Genomic DNA, 19,096 nt, shown 5'->3' on the forward strand with positions numbered 1-19,096 from the left:
GTGGTGGTTTCAGCAGATCCAGCCACTCTCTGAGCAAAAGAGCCCTTAAAACTTCGTCCTCTTCATAGCCGATTAAATATTCTCGTTAAATGTTAGGAACATTATATGATTCCTCCAACCGATAAGTCAATACCTGATTTGGATAAAATTTTTAAACGCCCTTTATCTCGCTACTACGCTACTTAACGTTACCCTATTCCCTCCACTTCATTCAGTCACCTTTTATCTTGCTCCAGGCATAGGATATACGAGCAGCACGACTAGTCTTGAAAGGAGGATCAGCATGGTGATTCGGCAACGCAATTCGAGGCTGGATGATGGCGCCATCATGAGTTTAATTGACTCCCAACTTGTTCCTCTATCCCATATGAGTACCAATGAAATCAACAAAATACGCAAAGACATACCCCTGCGTATGAACAGGGGCATGACCTTTGTTGTCTCACCGGACCCGAACAAAGAAGCTGTAGCATTTATACATTTTCTTATGCACGGCGAGTTGTTATATGTCGATATGATGGCAGTTGCTACAAAGGAACAGCGTAAAAGGTACGGTCAGACTTTGCTGCAAAAAGCCGAAAACTTCGCCGCATCACGAGGCTGCAAAAGATCCAAAGTAATGGTCGACGAAGGCAATACAAAAGGGCTGCAGTTCTATCAAAAAAATGGATATAGTACCGTTCGTTATATTATGATAAGCCGCTGTTACGAAATGGAAAAGAGTATTTAGGTTCTCCTAGAAAAATCCTGGTGGACGCGGCCCATACGGTCCGAACCCGGGTCCCGGACCATAGCCTGGTCCATATCCGGGGCCGGGTTTTGGTCCAGGTCCGTAGCCTGGTCCATATCCAGGACCTCCATATCCAGGACCCCCATAGCCCGGTCCCGGGCCGTAAGCGTAAGGCAATGTGGCGATTGCAAGCAAATCAAACAAAACCAGTGGAAGAATGGCTTTTGTGCGCACTTTTTTGCCATTCACACGCTTTAGCACTAATTTATTGCCGGATACTTTCAACAGCTTCCCCGTAACCCGAGTGCCGTCTTTTTTCACCGCAACGATATTTTTGCCCACGAATTTCAACGCTTCACGACGCGTAACATGTTGTTTCATACTTTCCCCTCCTCCTCGGATCATTCAAAACAGTGTATTCGTCCATCACTTGCTTCGCCTGTTTCTTTGTCCCTAATTGAAAATATGGGTCTCTACCCTGACACAGTGAAAACGTATGAATTGCTATTTGCATAACAAAAAAGAGCCCGCACAAAAGCGGGCCCTTTCTCTGATAAAACTTATTATATCGTTTAATGAATTGCTTGCGTCTACCTTTTCCCCGGATCATACGGTTCACCGAGTGCAGACGGAGCTGACGAACGTCCGACTGCCGCGATAAGAACAATAATCGTGAGCAGGTATGGCAGCATATAAATAATTTCCTGGGGAATACTTTGAGACCATTCGAACAGCTGCACATAGTTTCGAATTGCTTGTGAAAACCCGAAAAATACAGCAGCACCAAATGCTCCGATTGGATTCCATTTACCAAAAATCATCGCTGCGATCGCAATGTATCCTTGACCAGAGACCGTATTATGCGAGAAGGTGCCTGTTGTAGTCAGTGTGATCGCAGCACCACCAACAGCCGCAAGGGCACCACTGATCATTACGCCCACATAACGATAGCGACGTACTTTAACACCTACAGTATCAGCCGCACTCGGGTGTTCACCCACAGAGCGCAGGCGGAGTCCAAATGGCGTTTTGAACAGAACGTAATACGTCAGGAATACTAGAATAATCGCCAGGTATGTTGTCGGATAAACGTTCTTGAACAACGCTTCTCCAATCAAAGGAATATCCTTCAAAAGTGGAACATCAAATTTATTGAAGCCCTGCACCAAAGGTGAGTCCCCGGATCCTTCAAACAACAACTTAACCAAGTATAGCGTACTTCCTGCTGCCAGGAAGTTAATGACGATACCACTGATAATCTGGTCAGCTTTAAACGTAATTGACGCAACAGCGTGAATCAGGGATACGAGTACACCCAATGCAACGGCAACCAATACACCCATCCAGGCAGACGTTGTTCCACCCATTCCTGCTTCTTGGGCATAGTGCGCCCCAATCCCGGCTGCAAACGCGCCAAAGACCATAAAACCTTCAAGTCCCAGGTTGGTTACACCAGATTTTTCAGAGAATATCCCTCCAAGGGAAGCAAAAATCAATGCCGTAGCAAAGACAAGCGTCGTATTGATAATTTGCCCAATTGTCAACAAGTCCATCTACAACACCTTCTCTTTCTTGCGCTTGGAATAGAACGGTTTAAGTACCCAGCGCACGATGCCTTGTGCCGCAATGAAGAAGATAATCGAACCGATTACAATCCGAATAATCTCTGGCGGTACATCTGCAGCAAAGCTCATACCCGCAGATCCATAGGTAAGCGTACCGAACAACAACGCTCCCAGAAGCACACCAAACGGATGGTTCAAACCAATCAAGGCAACGGCAATCCCGTCAAAACCTGTCCCTGGAGATCCCGACATGACTGTTTGATACTGGAATACGCCCAGTACCTGGAAAGCTCCACCAAGTCCCGCAAGCATACCACTGATGAACATGGCTTTTACGATGTTGCGATTAACATGCATCCCTGCATATTCAGCCGCATTCGGGTTATAACCTACAGCACGAATTTCATACCCTTGTTTTGTTTTCCACATATAGATATAAAAGAGCACAGCCATAACCAGGGCAATCAATGTACCCAGGTGGACACGGGAGTTGCCCATGAGTTCGGATAACCAGGTCAAACTGATCGAAGCAGACTCACTGATATCTACCGAACGGTTTTCCCCTTGAAGCAGCAAAAACTGTCGTACAATCAAATTGGCCAGATAGAGACCGATCCAGTTCAGCATGATACTGCTGATAACTTCATTTACGCCTCGAGCGGCCTTCAGATAACCGGCAATCGCTGCCCAGAGACCGCCGAATACCGCGCCGGCAATCAGTGCCAGTGGAGCATGAATGTAGATCGGAAGACCTGCGAATTTAACCCCGACAAATGTAGCTGCAGTCATACCAACGAGAAATTGTCCTTCCCCGCCGATATTAAACAGTCCTGCACGGGACGCAAATGCAAACGCGAGACCCGTCATAATGAGCGGAGTCATCTCACGTACTGCTTCTCCGAAGTTGTACATGTCACCAAAGACTTTCTTAAATAAAGCGCCATATGCCTCAATTGGGTTGTATCCCCCAATAAGCATAACGATACCGCCAAGAATCAATCCCATAAGGATCGCAACGATAGGCAGAATAAAGGAATCACGGGTAAACCATTTCAATACTTTACTCATGTACAGTACCTCTCTTTTGGGTGCTACCCGCCATCATCAAGCCGAGCTCCCTGTCATTCGTTTCTTCCGGCAACACTTCACCGACGATCTGGCCTTCATAAATGACAGCAATGCGGTCCGAAACGTTAATAATTTCATCGAGCTCGAAGGAAATCAGCAATACCGCTTTTCCTTGGTCACGCTGAGCAATCAACTGTTTCTGGACAAACTCAATAGCACCTACGTCCAAACCACGTGTTGGCTGAGCGGCAATAAGCAGCTCCGGGTTCTTATCGACTTCCCTCGCGATGATCGCCTTTTGCTGGTTCCCCCCTGAAAGGGAACGTGCTTTGGTTTCAATGCTAGGAGTCCGGACGTCAAATGCCTCAACCAGACGCTTCGCCTGCTTTTTGATTGCATCGAAATTCAGGAAGCCTCTGCGCGTATACGGAGATTTATAGTAAGATTCCAGAACGATATTTTCACTGACAGAGAAATCCAAAACCAATCCGTGCTTATGTCGGTCTTCCGGAATATGACCTACTCCCGATTCCGAAATATGACGCGGTGAATGGTTGGACAATTCTTTTCCTTGCAAACGGATCGAACCGCTATCCACCTTGCGCAATCCAGTCAAGGCTTCAATAAGTTCACTCTGTCCGTTACCATCAACACCTGCGATGCCCAGAATTTCGCCTGCACGAACATTCAGATTCAGTTCATTCAGAACAGAAATTCCCTCTTTGTTTTTGGCAGTCAATTTGCTGACTTCAAGGACGTTTGCACCAGGCGTTGCCGGCTTTTTATCCACTTTAAACGTGACATTACGACCAACCATCTTTTCGGCAAGCTCATTAGGATTGGTTTCCGATGTCTTTACAGAATCGATGACTTTCCCTCGGCGAATAATCGTGACCGTATCCGAGATCTCCATAATTTCTTTTAACTTATGTGTGATCAGGATAATGGATTTGCCTTCAGCAACGAGCTTTTTCATGATGACCATCAGTTCTTTGATCTCCTGAGGAGTCAGAACTGCCGTTGGTTCATCAAAGATCAGGATATCAGCGCCGCGGTACAATGTTTTTACGATTTCAACGCGCTGCTGCATACCGACAGAGATATCATGGATTTTGGCGTGCGGATTCACTTTGAGTCCATATTGCTCGGATAAACGCTGCACTTCAGCAGCCGCTTTTTTATAGTTAATATTGAGACCTTTTGTTGGTTCAGATCCCAAAATAATGTTCTCTGTTACCGTGAACGGCTGAACAAGCTTAAAGTGCTGATGCACCATGCCGATCCCAAGCTCGATGGCTTTGTTCGGGCTATCGATCATGACAGGCTTGCCATTCACTTCAATGGAACCTTCATCTGGCTGATAGAGACCAAATACAATATTCATCAACGTTGACTTACCAGCGCCGTTTTCGCCCAGTAGAGCATGGATCTCGCCTTTACGAAGCTGAAGGCTGATAGCGTCGTTGGCAACAATGCCTGGAAAACGCTTCGTGATTTGTTTTAACTCAACGACGGGGGTTGCTGCACCCATGTAATCACCCTTATAACTGATATAGTTTGGTTCCGCAAACGTAAGAAAAACGTCTATCGACGTATGTTCAAGGGAAAAAACCGCTTTTATTGCGGTCACTTTCCTTCTCTTGAGATTATCGAATCCATCCAGCACAGCTGAAATGTATACATTCCATAATCTTAAGAAAAGCTCCTTCCGGAGCGTTATTGCTAAAACATTGATTCTGCATTTGGAAGGATTCCAGCAGCATCTTGTTAACTAGGTACAAATGTTATGATGCCTTGAGCAAATTTTCCTGTCTTGACAATCATAAGGCCGGTCATGACCGGCCTCGTGATTATTCAATTAAAGGGCGAAGCAATTACTCTGTAGGTACTTTGATTTCGCCGCTGATGATTTTTTCTTTGTATTCGTCAACTTTAGCAAGGATGTCAGCAGAAACATTTTTTGTAGAAGTATCAGCAATACCTACACCGTTCTCTTTCAGAGTCAGGTTTTCAGAACCGCCAGCAAATGTGCCGTCGATAACTTCTTGGTTTACTTTCTTAACTGCTTCGTCAACTTTTTTGATCATGGAAGTCAGTGTAACATCATCACCGAACTCCAGAGATTGGTCTTTATCCACACCGATTACCCAAACATCTTGTCCTTGTTTTTTGCGGGCAATTGCTTCGTTGAACACACCGTTACCTGTAGCACCGGAAGAGTGGAAAATGATGTCTGCGCCTTGGTTGTAGATTGTAGCTGCAGCTGCTTTACCAAGGTCTGGTTTGTCAAATGCGCCTGTATAGTTGGAGATCAATTCAGCATCAGGGTTAACTGCTTTAACGCCTTCTCTGAAACCAACTTCAAATTTCTTGATCAGTGGGCTGTCCATACCGCCAACAAAACCGATTTTGTTCGTTTTTGTAGTCAGACCGGCAACAACGCCAACCAGGAAGGAACCTTGCTCTTCAGCAAATGTAACGGATTTAACGTTAGGAGAATCTACAACACTGTCGATGATCGCCAGTTTGGATTCAGGGTTTTGGTCAGCAACCGTTTTGATTGCGTCAGCCAATTGGAATCCGATACCCCAAGTCAGGTCATATCCACCTTTAACGAATTCGTTCAGGTTAGGAATGTACTCTTCATCGGATTTACTTTGCAGGTATTTAACTGCTGTACCTGTTTCAGTTTCAGTTGCTTGCAGTGCTTCCCAAGCGGATTGGTTAAAGGATTTGTCGTTAACGCCACCTACGTCAGTAACCATACCGATCTGCAAATCGGATTTCGCTTCAGTGGATTCGCCACCTGTTGTTCCACCAGCATTTGTTTCTTCCTTCGGTTTGCTTCCGCAACCTGCGAGCATTACCGATACTGCCAGCAACATGACCAAAGACAAGCTGAGCATCTTTTTCATTTCTCTTGTTCCCCCTTAATGATATATACCTAATTCCTACCCAGGTCGATATTGAACGATGAACAGATGTCTGATATGACTTTTATGCGGAATGTATGGTTTCTTCGACATAAAGAGCACATTCACACCTTATCTTTATCGGATCATCTGCCGAAAAACCGAACATTATGACTAGGAGAGAAAAGTTTAGGACTAGCCTACTAGAGGTGATTATACATTTAACCAGTGTTAAAATCCAGATGTTTCATGACTAAAAATCACATATTTTTAGACTTTTATTGTTGAAAACGCTTAAAATTTTAGCAGTTTAACACGATAACGTTACAACGATGTGATGTTATATAACAAAAATATACCATCATTATCACCATTAGCCAGTAACTCCTAGTTTTCATTTGCATTATATGAACGTTCGGTTTTTATGTATCTGCCAGAGGCCTGATAGCTGTAAACCGCATCCAATCTAAGTTTGTCCTTCCGGACCCCGGCGTATTCGTCCACACTTTCTGGCGTAAAAAAAGCCGCCATAAGGTACGGCGGCTTGCATGTTACAATTTAAGCGTTGATTTTGCCTTTAGCTACAGTAGCCAAAGAGTTGAACGCATTGATGTCGTTAACGGCCAGATCAGCCAACATTTTGCGGTTCATGTCCACTCCAGCAAGTTTCAATCCATGGATCAGTTTGTTGTAAGACAAACCGTTTTGACGTGCTGCTGCATTAATACGAACGATCCACAGTCTGCGGAAGTTACGTTTCGTGTTGCGACGGTCACGGTATGCGTAAACCAGGGATTTCATTACTTGCTCGTTAGCTGTTTTAAAAATGCGGTGTTTGGAACCGAAATAACCTCTAGCCAGTTTCAAAACCTTTTTATGACGACGACGTACTACAAAACCGCCTTTTACTCTTGCCATATTAAAGAACCTCCCAAATAAATATAAGTGTATCCGTGGTATGTGTAAGGCCGAAGCCGATCCCCCATACGGAATTTACTAATTTTAAATTTAGCCTTTCAAGTTAGCCAAACCTTGTTTCAAACGTCTTACGTCCCCTGCTGCCATTACTGGGTTACCGTTCAGAACGCGCTTAGCACGTTTGGATTTGTGGGAAAGCAAGTGGTTTTTGTGTGCTTTGTAACGAAGGACTTTACCGGAACCGGTAATTTTGAAGCGTCCTTTCAAACTGCTGTGTGTTTTCATTTTAGGCATTTTGTGTTTCCTCCTTCAATGTTATCAGGCTTTAGGAGCCAGAATCATGATCATACTGCGGCCTTCCAGTTTCGGTTGACGTTCGATGGTGCAGAGTTCTGCAACCTCCACCTTAACGCGCTCCAGAATCCGTTGACCAATGGCGGCATGCGCAATTTCACGTCCGCGATAACGAACAGAACATTTAACCTTGTCGCCTTCTTTCAAAAACTTAACTACATTACGAAGCTTCGTTTGATAATCGTGCTCCTCAATATTGGAACGGAACCATACTTCTTTAATGTCAACAATTTTCTGGTTCTTACGGGCTTCTTTGTCTTTCTTTTGCTGCTCATAGCGGAACTTGCCATAGTCCATGATGCGGCATACCGGCGGTTTAGCCTGTGGTGCCACATTGACCAGATCCAAGTTCAGATCAATCGCCATTTGCAGTGCTTCCCGAATGGGCTTGATCCCAATTTGTTCTCCTTCAGCTCCGACAAGGCGTACTTCCTTCGCCCGAATCTCATCATTAATCATGTGATCTTTACTAATAACCGTCCACCTCCAGGTCATTTTGAATACTGTTAAACAAAAATAAAAGGGATGCCGGTCAAGCTACCGACATCCCTGTAATCAACACAATTCTTCATGAGTATACACTTCATAAATTATTGGGATCGTTGACCAGCCAACGTCAATGTTGGTCAGGTGAGAAGTCGGACTTCTGCTTGTGATTCCATTGCTATTCATTTAACGCACTTGAATACTATAACATCCCCATCAACTATAGTCAATATATTTTAGAATATTTTCTATAATCTTTGGTGTGAAGCTGAATTATTACCCTTGCTTGCTCTGCACCTCATCCAAACGTACAACACGTGTATGCTGGGTATGACTCCATTGTTTGTTGTTCTGCGTGAAGAACGCGTAGAACGTAATCGGATACCACGATAGCAGATAAATCGGGAATACAATCAGATACAGATACACTTTTGCAAAAGTGACCTTCTCCAGTGCCATCGACAAGAGGAATGTCAAAATGTTCAAACCAATGGCTACAAAGCCTACCCATAATGGGAAGTATCCGTAGATGTTGGCAATATGCGGTCCGCTGAATACGGCTGTATCCACCCACATCACAGCGGTCATCAGGAATGTCAGTAATACAACGTATACGTTGGCACCATATACGGCAAGGTCGAACTTGACCAGGCTTCTTTCCTTAATACTTTGCCACAACAGCGGGAAGAAATATCTCCGTGCTACCGTAAAGTGACCTTGCATCCAGCGTAGACGTTGTCTTGCTGAAGCTTTGAATGTCAAAGGCTTCTCATCAAATACTTTTGCATCATAGTTAAACACGGGATACACATTACGCTGCACACTGCGCATCGTAAACTCCAAGTCCTCGACCAGACTCGTCGCTCCCCAGCCAATTTCCTTCAGCAAATTCGTTTCAAAGCACATTCCTGTACCGCCAAGGAAGTTGGCCATGTTCAGGTTATGACGGGACAACTGCCACAACCGGTTAATGTACCAGTACGATACCCCGTAAGCTGCAGTAATCCAGGAATCTTCCGGATTTTTCGTATCGATATAACCTTGAATAACACGCGAACCGTTACACAAGTCGTTATTCATCTCAAGCAAGAAATTGCGATCAACCAGGTTGTCAGCATCAAACATAACAACGGCGTCATACTGACGCGGCAATTTCCACAGATATTTGAGCATCCACTCAATGGCGTAACCTTTACCTCTGAGATCGGCATTTGTACGCACACATGCATTTAAGCCATGATCTCTGACGATTTGAGCTGTACCATCCGTACAGTTATCACAGATAACGAACACATCGTACAGATCTTCCGGATAATCGAGTTGTTTCAAGTTCTCCATCAACGCTCCGATGACCTGCTCTTCATTGTGTGCTGCAACGAGTACAGCGAAAGACTTTGTGGCAGGATAGTGTTTCTTTTTCTTTTTCTTATACAGACCGAACAGCGAAAACGTGAATTGGTACACGGCTAGCAGTGCCAGTATGACCTGCATCGTGACGAATATAGCGTCCAACATCGTTCTCTGTTACCCCCTTTTTTTCAAACCCTGTTTACTTTAGCGTTTCTCTACCTGATTCTGCATCTTTGTTTTTTTGTAATGTGCAGAATATGACCCTGGTCTTTTGTTTACTACGCAAGTATTTCAAGCATGGTTGCTTCCAATTTGGCTGCTTTATCGATTTTGGATGCTTTTCAGCTATTTGTCAAAACCGCAATTTCACTTCCTAAAGCAGAAATGTGAACATTAAACGCTGAATTGGCAGTTCGTGATACTGCGCCCTCGCATTCATGCCTGTTATATCTTATTTTCAGCCGTTTGCTTGATTTTTATTTCTAAAGTCCCTGCTTTTTTCATTACCCAGTACTGTCCAACCAGAGGCTATACAAAAAATAACGCAAACGAGCACCAAAAAGTTCAATATAAAACTCACATTTTTTTAACCTCATTTCAGCCATGTTGAATCATTGTATCTTTTTTAGCTCGTCCGAGTCAAAAAGTTAAGTTGGATGATTAACCACTCTTTAACATGAATTTTACGTTGTTCACATGTCTTCTTCTTGAAAAGGACAACATTTAAAAATATGATAAACATATACCTGAAATAACCTGAACTTCACGAAAAACGGTTATATAGTAATCAGGACAACACCGGACACAGGAAACATACCGGAAATACTGCCGCCAATTCGGGCGGCCTGACTGGCAGGAGGCCAATATGAGCCGTTTATTCGTTAAGTTTCAAGCGTACGATCGCAATGTATTTATGTGGATTAATGGTCGACTTCATAATCGATTTATGAATTTTTGGCTGTACTATCTCACCCATCTGGGCGGAGCAACATTTTCTATTGCCGTATCCTTATTGATATGGCTGCTCGCTCCAGCCCCTTGGAATACGACAGGCCTACAGGCATGTATCGCTCTGGCTGTGAGCCATATTCCCGTAGCCATCGCCAAAAGGTTGTATCCACGCATCCGGCCATATCTGGCCATGCCGGAGACGATCACATTCCGCAATCCCCTGACGGACCACTCATTTCCTTCAGGGCATACCACCGCTGTCTTCTCGGTCACCGTTCCGTTTATGACTATGGAACCTATTTTGCTGGTGACGCTGCTGCCGGTTGCACTGATTGTCGGATTCTCTCGAATTTACTTGGGTTTGCACTATCCTTCGGATGTGCTTGCAGGTGCCACAATCGGTACTTTAGTCGCACTTGCGACAGTTGCATTATGGTCCTAAAGCAGATATGTTAGACTAAGGAAAACCTAGCAGGAACAGGTGAAGCAAGCGTGGAGAAAAAACGAGTATTACTACTTTCCGAAGGCTTTGGAGCCGGTCATACACAAGCCGCTTATGCACTGTCCAGCAGTTTGAGAAAGCTCTCTCCGGAAGTACAGACCAAAGTGCTCGAACTGGGTAGTTTCCTTAACCCCAGGGTCGCACCACTTATTATTACGGCATACAAAAAAACGGTAACCAACCAGCCCAAACTTGTCGGATACGTATACAGGCATCAATATAAAAAGTCTTTAAACCGATTGACTACACTCGCATTGCACAAGCTGTTTTACACACATACACGTAGTGTCGTACGGCAGCTTCGTCCAAATGCCATTGTATGTACGCACCCCATTCCAAGTGCTGTCATATCAAGATTAAAGCGCCTCGGTGTACAAGTGCCACTCTGCACGGTCATTACCGATTACGATGCGCATGGCACGTGGATCAGTCCCGAAGTGGACTTGTATCTGGTATCTACTGAAGAGGTCAAGTCCAAATTGATGCTGCGCGGAGTTGCAGTGGACAAAATACGAGTTACCGGCATTCCGGTACACCCCAACTTTTGGGAGCATCCTGGCCGGGATGAGATTCGTGCCAAGTTTAATCTGAAAGATATGCCCACCGTTCTTGTCATGGGCGGCGGCTGGGGAATGCTCAGCGATGAAGTAGTCAATAAGCTTCTGACTCGCTGGCATAACGACATTCAGATCATCTTCTGTCTCGGACGCAATGACAAAATCCGGATCAGCATGGAACAGAACCCGGAGTACCGCAAAGAAAATATTCACATTATCGGATACACCAAAGAAGTGGATAAGCTAATGGAAGTTTCCGATCTGCTAATAACCAAGCCTGGTGGAATGACATGCACCGAAGGACTCGCCAAAGGTATTCCAATGTTGTTCCATAATCCCATTCCGGGTCAGGAGGAAGAGAACGTTCAATATTTTACCGCTAGAGGACTGGGCGAACCGATCACTTCGCTTGATGTCGTGGTTAAATGGATGAATAAATTGTTACATAAATATCCCGACATCGTCCGTAAACGCAAACGTCATTTGGCACAGATTGCCAAATATCGTCCGATGGAAAGTGCACAAAGCATCATTGATCTTCTGGACCTGCGGCCGTTCCAGACTGATCAGGCTAGATTATGATCAAAAGTTCGATAAACAAGCCGCATACACTTATGCAAAGAAAAAAGGTGCCTTCAACCTGAAGGTACCTTTTTTCATGTCTACTATAAAATGAAATATATACAAACTACTGAATGCCTGCCGATTTCAAATATTCCTGCCATTGTTTGGTATACTCGGCTTGTATTTTCTCCAGCCCTGCCTGCTTAGCCTTTTCCATAAATGTATTCAAGCCTGCTTCAACGTCTGCAACCAAACCAACGTTCAGTGGGTACAGATACTGTTTCTCCACTTGCTCAAGCGCAGCCTTCTCCGCCTGAAATGGTGTCCAGTCCTCAGCAAATCCGGTAAAGATATCCGGCTTCTTGATTTTGTCCAGCTCCTCGAACATGGCGAGTACGTCGTCGAACGTTTTATCATAGAGCATGAAGTCCGGATTCCGCCAAGCCCAGCCGTTCATGCCCTCACGCGGGAATCCATTGGTCTGAGCATCGCCCACCATTTTGTAGTAGCCATCCTGCACTTCAAAGTTCTTGCCTTCTATACCGTATTCCGTAAGCCAGTTGTAACGTTTGTCTGTTACCAGCTTCTCATAAAAAGCGAGTGCCTTTTCCGGATTTTTGCTGCTTCGCGGTATGGCGAATCCATTGTGAATCGGATGAACCGGCTGTGCAAAACCTTTAGCATTCGGATAAGCGAAGTATCCCAGCTTCCATTCGGGATGCGTAGATTGGACTTTGATCACATCCGCATTAAACTTGTTCGGGTTCTCGCCTGATAGCACAACAGCCGCCTTGCCATTTTGCAGCAGTGAATTCGATGTGTCCTTTACGTTCAGCACGTTTTTCGGGAAAAATCCTTTATCCATCCAGCGTTTGTACGTTCTCAGGTCCTCCAGGTGCTGGGCTGAGCCCCAATAGGACGTGATGGTTGACGGCGAATCATACATAATATCAAGTCCGTAAGGGAGCTGACCAGCCGTATTCACCAGTTTGGAGGTTAACTGGCGAATCCCGTGGGTATGATTGGAATTGTTATCCGCGATCGGGATCATGTTCGGTTCATTCGCTTTGATCCCTTCAAGATAAGCTTCGAGTGTCTCCAGGGATTCCGGTTTTGGCAAATTATACTTTTCACGCAGGTCCTCTCGGTAAGCAATCCCTTCTGTCACATACTCGATCCAGGTCGAGGGAACTGTATAAATTTTTTCATTGATTTTAACAGCATTCCACATGTCCTCGGGCACGTGGGACTGCAGTGTTGGTGCCGCCTTCGGCAGCAGCTCGTCGAGTGGCAGGAACGCTCCTTTTTTGGCATAGGATTGATAGAATGTCCAGTCCGCTGTGAAAATCAGATCAATTGGCTGACCGGAGGACAGCAGCAGCTTGTATTTTTGATCCCAGTCCGTCCAGGAAGTATAGTTGAATTTCACGTTGACGTTCAGATCGGCTTCAGCGAGTTTATTAATCTCGGATTCAATGACAGGCAGATCTTTGGGCGCGTCCCCCAGCATGTAAAATTGCAGGGTTACCTTCTCGCCTTTGTCTGTCGAAGACGCCCCTTCCTCACTTCCTTGCGCCGATCCCCCAGATCCGTTATTACATGCGGCTAATACCCCAGCAAACAACATTAGGGCCAGCACCAGAGACAAGTGCCGAATTATTTTGTTGCGCATACGCATCCTCCCTTTTGTAGGAAACCTTATATGTTAGCGTAAACTGCCAGGACGCGAGCAGAAGTAAACGAATAACTGGCTTGCGCCCCGAGCATTTTTACGTTCTAACCTTTTACCGCACCAATCGTAAGACCTTTGACAAAATAGCGCTGTACAAACGGATAGAGGAACAAAATCGGACCCGTCACCACAATCGCCATGGCCATCTTGGTTGATTCCGTAGGCACATCCTGGCTGAGCGTAATTCCTGTGCCAATGGCCATCTGATCAATAAAAGTAATCGTATTCATCGTGTTATACAGGTAAAACTGCAGCTGATACATATCCGGGTTGTTAATGAAAAGAGACGAAGTAAACCAGTCATTCCAGTATCCCAGAGCCAAAAACAAACCTACGGTTGCGATCCCGGGCATCGCCAGTTTCAATACAATGCTGAAGTAAATGCGAAAATCATTCGCGCCATCCATTTTGGCGGATTCAACCAGCTCATCCGGAACGGCAGAACGGATAAAGTTTTTCATCAAAATGATAAGAAATGGCGTCATCAATCCAGGGAAAATCAGTACGGTATACGTATCCGTCAGATTGAAATAATTAGCCAGCATAATGTACCAAGGCACCAACCCACCGCCAAAGAGCGTGGTGAAGTAAATGAAGAAAGAGAAGGTATTACGGTATTTAAAATCTTTGCGCTGCAGTACAAAGCCAGCCATCGTAATGAGGAACAGCCCGAGCGCGGTCCCCACAACGGTTGTAAAGACGGTCACTCCGTATGCTTTCAGCACTTGAGTAGGGAATTTGAACACCATTTGATAGCCTTCCAGGGAAAAGTCTGTTGGAAAGAGATGATAGCCATCTCTTACAATCGACTCATTGCTGCTGAACGAGCCGGATAAGATTAGAAGAAAAGGCAGCAGACACATGATGGACAAAATCAGAATGACGCCATAGGCGATGATCTGAAACAGCAAGGTAAATTCCGAATCTCTGGCACGGGTAATATGCATGATGGTTCTCCCTTCTGCCCGGTGGGCGGTTTAGAACAAGGCGTAATCCTCATTCACTTTTCGGATGATGTAGTTCACGGTCATGATCAAAATGAAGCCGAATAGAGACTGGTACAAGCCTGCTGCGGTAGCCATCCCGATATCAAAGGTCACTTTCAGGGAGCGATACACGTACGTATCAATAATGTCTGTGGCGTTATACAGCACACCGTTATTGCCAATAAGCTGATAAAAGAGATCAAATTGTCCCTTCATAATGCTCCCCAGAGAAAACAGAAGCAGAATGACAAAGGTCGGTTTCAGCATGGGAATAGTGATATACCAGATACGCTGAAAAATATTCGCTCCATCAATACGGGCAGCTTCATAATATTCGTCACTGATCCCGGTAATCGCCGCCAGATAGATCACCATACTGTAGCCAAGATTCTTCCATAGATAAAAGATAATGATCAGGAACACCCATATCCAGGGCGTGTTATAAATATCAATCGGGCCGGCTTCAAAGCGTTTGAGTACTGTGTTCACAAAACCGGATTCATAGTTGAACATGTTGTAAGCGATTACACTGAGTAGTACGAATGAGATGAAATACGGTAAGAACATCACGGATTGCGTAATTTTCTTAAAGAGCTTGCCACGGACTTCACTTAACATAATGGCACAGAAAATGGCGAGTCCATTTCCCAGTATAATGAAAGCCAGGTTATAACCCACTGTGTTGGTCGTAAGCTTCAGCAGCATGCCGGACTGCCAGAGAAACTTGAAGTTTTCCAGCCCTACGAATGGACTGCCGAATAATCCGCCTTCAAAGTCGTACCGGGTAAACGCATAGTAGATACCCACCATCGGAAAATACGAGTTAATAAGAAAAAAGATCAGTGTAGGCAGCAGCATCAGAAACATGATTTTGTTTTTGTTCAATTCTTTGAGCATGGCTCGATCCCTCCCGAATTTCTTGCAGCGCGGTTGCGCCGTGGAGCTCTGTTTTTAGTGTAGATGCCCTTCCCGCTCCCGGATACTGAAGCTTCCCGCCGGAAAATGAACGATATTGCCAAACCGGATATGAACAATGTGAACCAACACTGAAAAGAACTCCAGTGCGTTCACAAATGTTGATATCGTGCATAACCTGAGCATCGTGAACAATTCAGCGAAAGTTGAACGATATATACTGAAACAACCTTTTAAACCTTGTACAATATTGATGTAAACGCATACATAATATATAATTTAAAGGGCTATCCTCATCCAAAGCGACCTGCTGTGAAACAGAGCGTAACGCTGTGAAATGAAGTTTTTTCACCAAAATGCAGATGTTCAGGGGGAACTGATTGATGCGCAAACGTTCGGAGGACAGTCAAAACGTATTTTCTCGGATACTGATTGGCATCATTGTCAGTACCGTTGCTACCCTGCTCGTAGCTTCTGCCATTCTCTACGTCAACTACAATCGCATCGCTCTCCGTCAGGTCTATCGCACCGATATGAACAGTCTCACACAGACCAGCCGGGAAGTGTCCAAAATGACCGAAACGGCCAAATCATTGTCTTATCAGATTTATCAGGACTACAGCATCTCTGCACTTCTCCTGTACTCTAAACCAAGCATTTATGAAGTCACTCCAGCCATGGAGCAGCTCGATAACTACCGAATGTCCCTTCCCTTTATCGAATCCATCTATGTATACAACTCCAAAAGCAACGAATTCTTTATTAGTTCAGAAACACGTAATGGTCAGCAAACCCTTGCCGAATTAGACGATCAGGGCATTAAGGATATCCTCCAGCGATTTCATGAATACAAACCCTTTGTTCCGATTCCACGTACTTACCAGGTTGGTTCTACAGAAGAAGTTGAAGTGAATAGTTACACCTATCTCTGCTATGACACCATCAATGATAATGCCGAATTAAACTACGCAGTCGTAGTCAATATCAAGGACGATTGGTTAAGTCCCAACATCAATGCAGCGGATCAGCCGGGCAAAACATTTATTATTAACGAAAACGGACAGCTGCTGTCCGATTTTGGAGATCGCACGTTAATGCAGGATCTCTCCAAGGAAGCCTTTATGCACCCCATTCTGCAAAATACGGAGCAATCTGCCTACTTTACCGCTGACGTTGACGGGGAAAAATCACTTATCACCTATACCACACCTGATAATTTGGGATGGCGTTATGTACGAATTACACCTGATCATCTGATCACTGCTGATATTCGCAGCATGCGCACGCACACCGTCCTGTTTTGTCTGGGCTTGCTTATTGCTGGACTGCTGCTCTCATACCTGGTTTCTCGGAAATTATATCACCCCATCGATAAAGTCATTGTTCGCATGCGAGTTATGGAAGCCGAGCGTCGGGGAAGTCTGCACATCTTGCGTCAGGATTTTTTGCGTGGTGCTCTACAGGGGCGAGAGACGGTCTCCGGGGGGATTTTGGAAGAGCGCATGAAGTTTTATGGTTCGTCTGTCCAGGTTCATCGTCCGTCCAGGCTGGTATTGCTGCGTATTGACCGTTTTGCCGATTTTTGCGAAACCTACCGGGACGATATCAAGCTTGTAAAATATGCGATGATGAACATTTGCATGGAATCGGCGGAATTTCGCTACCACACGGAAACTGTCGATATGGGCGGGGACATGATCAGCCTTCTTTTCAATCACAAAAATTCGGATCAGCAGAACGTACAGGATGCAGAGGAAGATATGGAGGAACTACTGCGTATGCTGCAGGATGCGGTAATGCTGCATCTGAAATGCTCTGTTTCGTTCACCGTCGGGCCTGAGGAAGACTCTTTCGAGGATGCGATCTCCGGCTATCCCCATTCAGCGGAGGCCTCCCTGCACCGATTATTCAGCGGTCCGGGCTGCCTGCTGTACACAACCGACATCATGGCGTATCAGGCCAAGGAATATGCATTTCCGGCAAGTAAAGAGCGGCAGCTCATTGATTGCCTCATGACAGGCAAAACGGGCGAAGCCAAACAGATCTATACGGATATCGTGGATGAAACGTCAGCATACCCTTTTACCGTATTCCAATTGGCTCTGTCCCATCTGACGATGACACTGAACCATGTACGCAATACGCTTAAAAAAAATAACCAGCTTACACTGAATACGATCTCGGACACTGCAATGCTTCCTCTACATGAAGCGGAGGAACTCCGTGAAGTTCATGCCCACTTCTATCGTCTATTTGATGAATTAGGATTGAAAGTGGAAGAGAAACGAACGCTGAGGCATGAAGAGCTCCTACGCCGAATTAACAGCATTATCGAACGGGATTATGCGGACACCAATCTCTGCCTCACCTCCATTGCTGAGGAACTCACCATGTCGCCCATCTATATCAGCAGGCTGTATAAACAACTCACGTTAAAAGGACTAACGGATGTGATTAACGAGACACGAATCATCAAAGCCCAGCATCTGCTGATTGAGACTGAGAATTCCGTTGCAGATATTGCAGAGAAAACGGGATTCACCAACAGCTCCTACTTTTATCGCATGTTCAAAAAGTTCAATGGGGTGACCCCAAATGATTATCGTCGCAAGGAACTGCGCTCCGAGCAAATGTAACGATATCGATATCTTCTAATGATCATGAAGAAGAAAACTCAAAAAAAGCGGCACACGAGGTGATGAGTCTCTCCTCCATGTGCCGCTTATTCATTTTACTCTTGGTCTTCTCCTGAATCATCCGAAGCTTCACGTACTTTATACTTGTCCAGACGCATCGCGTGATACTCACGCAGCGCCTCTTCACCCACAATGACTTCCACACGGTGAATGTTCATGCCTTTGCCCATGAATTTCTGCTCGTATTCTGTCATGACATGCTCTTCATTCAATCCATCACGGTGAAGGTTCAGGGACAGATTAGTCATCTGCAGACCGTAGTCGGCAATTGCGTTGAGCGAGAACTCGAACAAGGTCTCCGAATCGGTTTTAAAATGAATTTGGCCCTTGGCGTTAAGCAGCTCCGTGTATTTCTTCAAAAACCGTGGATGAGTCAAACGACGGCGTGCATGCTTGGCTTTTGGCCATGGGTCACTGAAGTTCAGATAGATCCGTTCCAGTTCAGCCACTTCGAACACTTCCTCAATCTGTTCAATGTTCGCCAGGACAAGCTTCACATTGGGTGGAGTTTCTACATCAGCCTCACTCCACGCATTACGGGCCTTCTCACTAGCCCGGCGCACCAATTCATCATACATATCGATACCGATAAAATTGTATTGCGGATATTTATAACTCATTTGGCTGATAAATTGACCTTTACCCATACCAAATTCAACAAAGATCGGATGGTCGTTGCCAAACAGTTCAGACCATTTCCCCTTGTACTGTTTGGGTTCCAGAACAACAAGATCCACCTGCTCCTCCAGATTTTCCCGAATCCCTTTTCTGCCACGTAAACGCATTTTATTCCTCCGTTTGTCCATACTT

The 19,096-nt window shown here is 45.2% G+C and carries 17 protein-coding genes; 4 read left to right on the forward strand and 13 right to left on the reverse strand.

All coding sequences use genetic code 11. The features are described from left to right. The first annotated feature begins 286 nt into the window (after positions 1-286). A complete protein-coding gene (locus ABIC22_RS00780; protein WP_371859982.1) occupies positions 287-730 on the forward strand; it encodes a GNAT family N-acetyltransferase in 444 nt (147 codons plus the stop codon). 6 nt (positions 731-736) lie between these two features. On the opposite strand, the gene ABIC22_RS00785 is transcribed toward ABIC22_RS00780, so the two are convergent. The 9 genes from ABIC22_RS00785 to ABIC22_RS00825 all read right to left on the reverse strand — a co-directional run bounded on the left by ABIC22_RS00785 (position 737) and on the right by ABIC22_RS00825 (position 9,548). Then, a complete protein-coding gene (locus ABIC22_RS00785) occupies positions 737-1,111 on the reverse strand; it encodes a hypothetical protein (RefSeq protein WP_127539345.1) in 375 nt (124 codons plus the stop codon). Between the two features lie 209 nt (positions 1,112-1,320). Beyond that, entirely contained in the window at positions 1,321-2,283 is a 963-nt protein-coding gene (locus tag ABIC22_RS00790) for an ABC transporter permease (protein ID WP_127539344.1), read from the reverse strand. Next, positions 2,284-3,363, reverse strand: coding sequence for an ABC transporter permease (locus ABIC22_RS00795; protein ID WP_110821115.1), 1,080 nt, complete (start codon positions 3,361-3,363; stop codon positions 2,284-2,286). It lies immediately after the preceding gene. After that, positions 3,356-4,894, reverse strand: a complete 1,539-nt coding sequence (locus ABIC22_RS00800) for an ABC transporter ATP-binding protein (protein ID WP_127539467.1) — start codon at positions 4,892-4,894, stop codon at positions 3,356-3,358. Before ABIC22_RS00800 ends, ABIC22_RS00795 begins: the two co-directional genes overlap by 8 nt. Positions 4,895-5,237: 343 nt before the next feature. Then, entirely contained in the window at positions 5,238-6,278 is a 1,041-nt protein-coding gene (locus ABIC22_RS00805; RefSeq protein ID WP_095288334.1) for a BMP family lipoprotein, read from the reverse strand. Between the two features lie 555 nt (positions 6,279-6,833). Next, positions 6,834-7,193: a 50S ribosomal protein L20 gene (rplT, locus tag ABIC22_RS00810; protein ID WP_095288335.1), complete on the reverse strand. Its 360-nt coding sequence runs from the start codon at positions 7,191-7,193 to the stop codon at positions 6,834-6,836. A 90-nt stretch (positions 7,194-7,283) separates the two neighbouring features. Then, positions 7,284-7,487: a 50S ribosomal protein L35 gene (gene rpmI, locus ABIC22_RS00815; RefSeq protein WP_017689665.1), complete on the reverse strand. Its 204-nt coding sequence runs from the start codon at positions 7,485-7,487 to the stop codon at positions 7,284-7,286. A 24-nt stretch (positions 7,488-7,511) separates the two neighbouring features. Beyond that, complete coding sequence (gene infC / locus ABIC22_RS00820; RefSeq protein ID WP_110821116.1) at positions 7,512-8,006, reverse strand: translation initiation factor IF-3; 495 nt, start codon at positions 8,004-8,006, stop codon at positions 7,512-7,514. 303 nt (positions 8,007-8,309) lie between these two features. Then, the gene (locus tag ABIC22_RS00825; protein WP_095288337.1) at positions 8,310-9,548 is read right to left on the reverse strand and encodes a glycosyltransferase family 2 protein; all 1,239 of its coding nucleotides are present in this window, start codon (positions 9,546-9,548) and stop codon (positions 8,310-8,312) included. 700 nt (positions 9,549-10,248) lie between these two features. Between ABIC22_RS00825 and ABIC22_RS00830 the strand changes: the two genes are divergently transcribed. Then, complete coding sequence (locus ABIC22_RS00830; protein ID WP_095288338.1) at positions 10,249-10,776, forward strand: phosphatase PAP2 family protein; 528 nt, start codon at positions 10,249-10,251, stop codon at positions 10,774-10,776. Positions 10,777-10,826: 50 nt separating this feature from the next. Then, complete coding sequence (locus ABIC22_RS00835) at positions 10,827-11,975, forward strand: MGDG synthase family glycosyltransferase (RefSeq protein WP_127539343.1); 1,149 nt, start codon at positions 10,827-10,829, stop codon at positions 11,973-11,975. A 106-nt stretch (positions 11,976-12,081) separates the two neighbouring features. On the opposite strand, the gene ABIC22_RS00840 is transcribed toward ABIC22_RS00835, so the two are convergent. From ABIC22_RS00840 to ABIC22_RS00850, 3 genes are all read right to left on the reverse strand, one after another. Next, positions 12,082-13,635: an ABC transporter substrate-binding protein gene (locus tag ABIC22_RS00840; RefSeq protein ID WP_483312520.1), complete on the reverse strand. Its 1,554-nt coding sequence runs from the start codon at positions 13,633-13,635 to the stop codon at positions 12,082-12,084. Between the two features lie 98 nt (positions 13,636-13,733). Beyond that, positions 13,734-14,636, reverse strand: coding sequence for a carbohydrate ABC transporter permease (locus tag ABIC22_RS00845; protein WP_354477202.1), 903 nt, complete (start codon positions 14,634-14,636; stop codon positions 13,734-13,736). Between the two features lie 30 nt (positions 14,637-14,666). Continuing rightward, on the reverse strand, positions 14,667-15,572 hold the full coding sequence (locus ABIC22_RS00850) for an ABC transporter permease (protein WP_354477205.1): 906 nt from the start codon (positions 15,570-15,572) through the stop codon (positions 14,667-14,669). 401 nt (positions 15,573-15,973) lie between these two features. On the opposite strand from ABIC22_RS00850, the gene ABIC22_RS00855 reads away from it, so the two are divergent. Then, on the forward strand, positions 15,974-18,226 hold the full coding sequence (locus tag ABIC22_RS00855; RefSeq protein ID WP_354477208.1) for an AraC family transcriptional regulator: 2,253 nt from the start codon (positions 15,974-15,976) through the stop codon (positions 18,224-18,226). A 95-nt stretch (positions 18,227-18,321) separates the two neighbouring features. Here the strand turns inward: ABIC22_RS00855 and trmB are convergent, their stop codons facing one another. Then, positions 18,322-19,071 (reverse strand): tRNA (guanosine(46)-N7)-methyltransferase TrmB, encoded by a 750-nt coding sequence (gene trmB / locus ABIC22_RS00860; protein WP_095288344.1) that lies wholly within the window; start codon positions 19,069-19,071, stop codon positions 18,322-18,324. Positions 19,072-19,096: the final 25 nt, after the last annotated feature.

It is taken from the genome of Paenibacillus sp. PvP094, assembly GCF_040546835.1.
In the GTDB taxonomy this organism is placed as follows: Bacteria; Bacillota; Bacilli; order Paenibacillales; family Paenibacillaceae; genus Paenibacillus; species Paenibacillus illinoisensis.

Excerpts from the sequence above, each read along its gene's own strand:
- infC (WP_110821116.1), bottom strand. The coding sequence starts at position 8,006 with ATGATTAATGATGAGATTCGGGCGAAGGAAGTACGCCTTGTCGGAGCT.
- rpmI (WP_017689665.1), bottom strand. The coding sequence starts at position 7,487 with ATGCCTAAAATGAAAACACACAGCAGTTTGAAAGGACGCTTCAAAATT.
- ABIC22_RS00785 (WP_127539345.1), bottom strand. The coding sequence starts at position 1,111 with ATGAAACAACATGTTACGCGTCGTGAAGCGTTGAAATTCGTGGGCAAA.
- ABIC22_RS00825 (WP_095288337.1), bottom strand. The coding sequence starts at position 9,548 with ATGTTGGACGCTATATTCGTCACGATGCAGGTCATACTGGCACTGCTA.
- ABIC22_RS00855 (WP_354477208.1), top strand. The coding sequence starts at position 15,974 with ATGCGCAAACGTTCGGAGGACAGTCAAAACGTATTTTCTCGGATACTG.
- ABIC22_RS00830 (WP_095288338.1), top strand. The coding sequence starts at position 10,249 with ATGAGCCGTTTATTCGTTAAGTTTCAAGCGTACGATCGCAATGTATTT.
- ABIC22_RS00840 (WP_483312520.1), bottom strand. The coding sequence starts at position 13,635 with ATGCGTATGCGCAACAAAATAATTCGGCACTTGTCTCTGGTGCTGGCC.
- ABIC22_RS00800 (WP_127539467.1), bottom strand. The coding sequence starts at position 4,894 with ATGGGTGCAGCAACCCCCGTCGTTGAGTTAAAACAAATCACGAAGCGT.
- rplT (WP_095288335.1), bottom strand. The coding sequence starts at position 7,193 with ATGGCAAGAGTAAAAGGCGGTTTTGTAGTACGTCGTCGTCATAAAAAG.
- ABIC22_RS00795 (WP_110821115.1), bottom strand. The coding sequence starts at position 3,363 with ATGAGTAAAGTATTGAAATGGTTTACCCGTGATTCCTTTATTCTGCCT.
- ABIC22_RS00845 (WP_354477202.1), bottom strand. The coding sequence starts at position 14,636 with ATGCATATTACCCGTGCCAGAGATTCGGAATTTACCTTGCTGTTTCAG.
- trmB (WP_095288344.1), bottom strand. The coding sequence starts at position 19,071 with ATGCGTTTACGTGGCAGAAAAGGGATTCGGGAAAATCTGGAGGAGCAG.
- ABIC22_RS00790 (WP_127539344.1), bottom strand. The coding sequence starts at position 2,283 with ATGGACTTGTTGACAATTGGGCAAATTATCAATACGACGCTTGTCTTT.
- ABIC22_RS00850 (WP_354477205.1), bottom strand. The coding sequence starts at position 15,572 with ATGCTCAAAGAATTGAACAAAAACAAAATCATGTTTCTGATGCTGCTG.
- ABIC22_RS00805 (WP_095288334.1), bottom strand. The coding sequence starts at position 6,278 with ATGAAAAAGATGCTCAGCTTGTCTTTGGTCATGTTGCTGGCAGTATCG.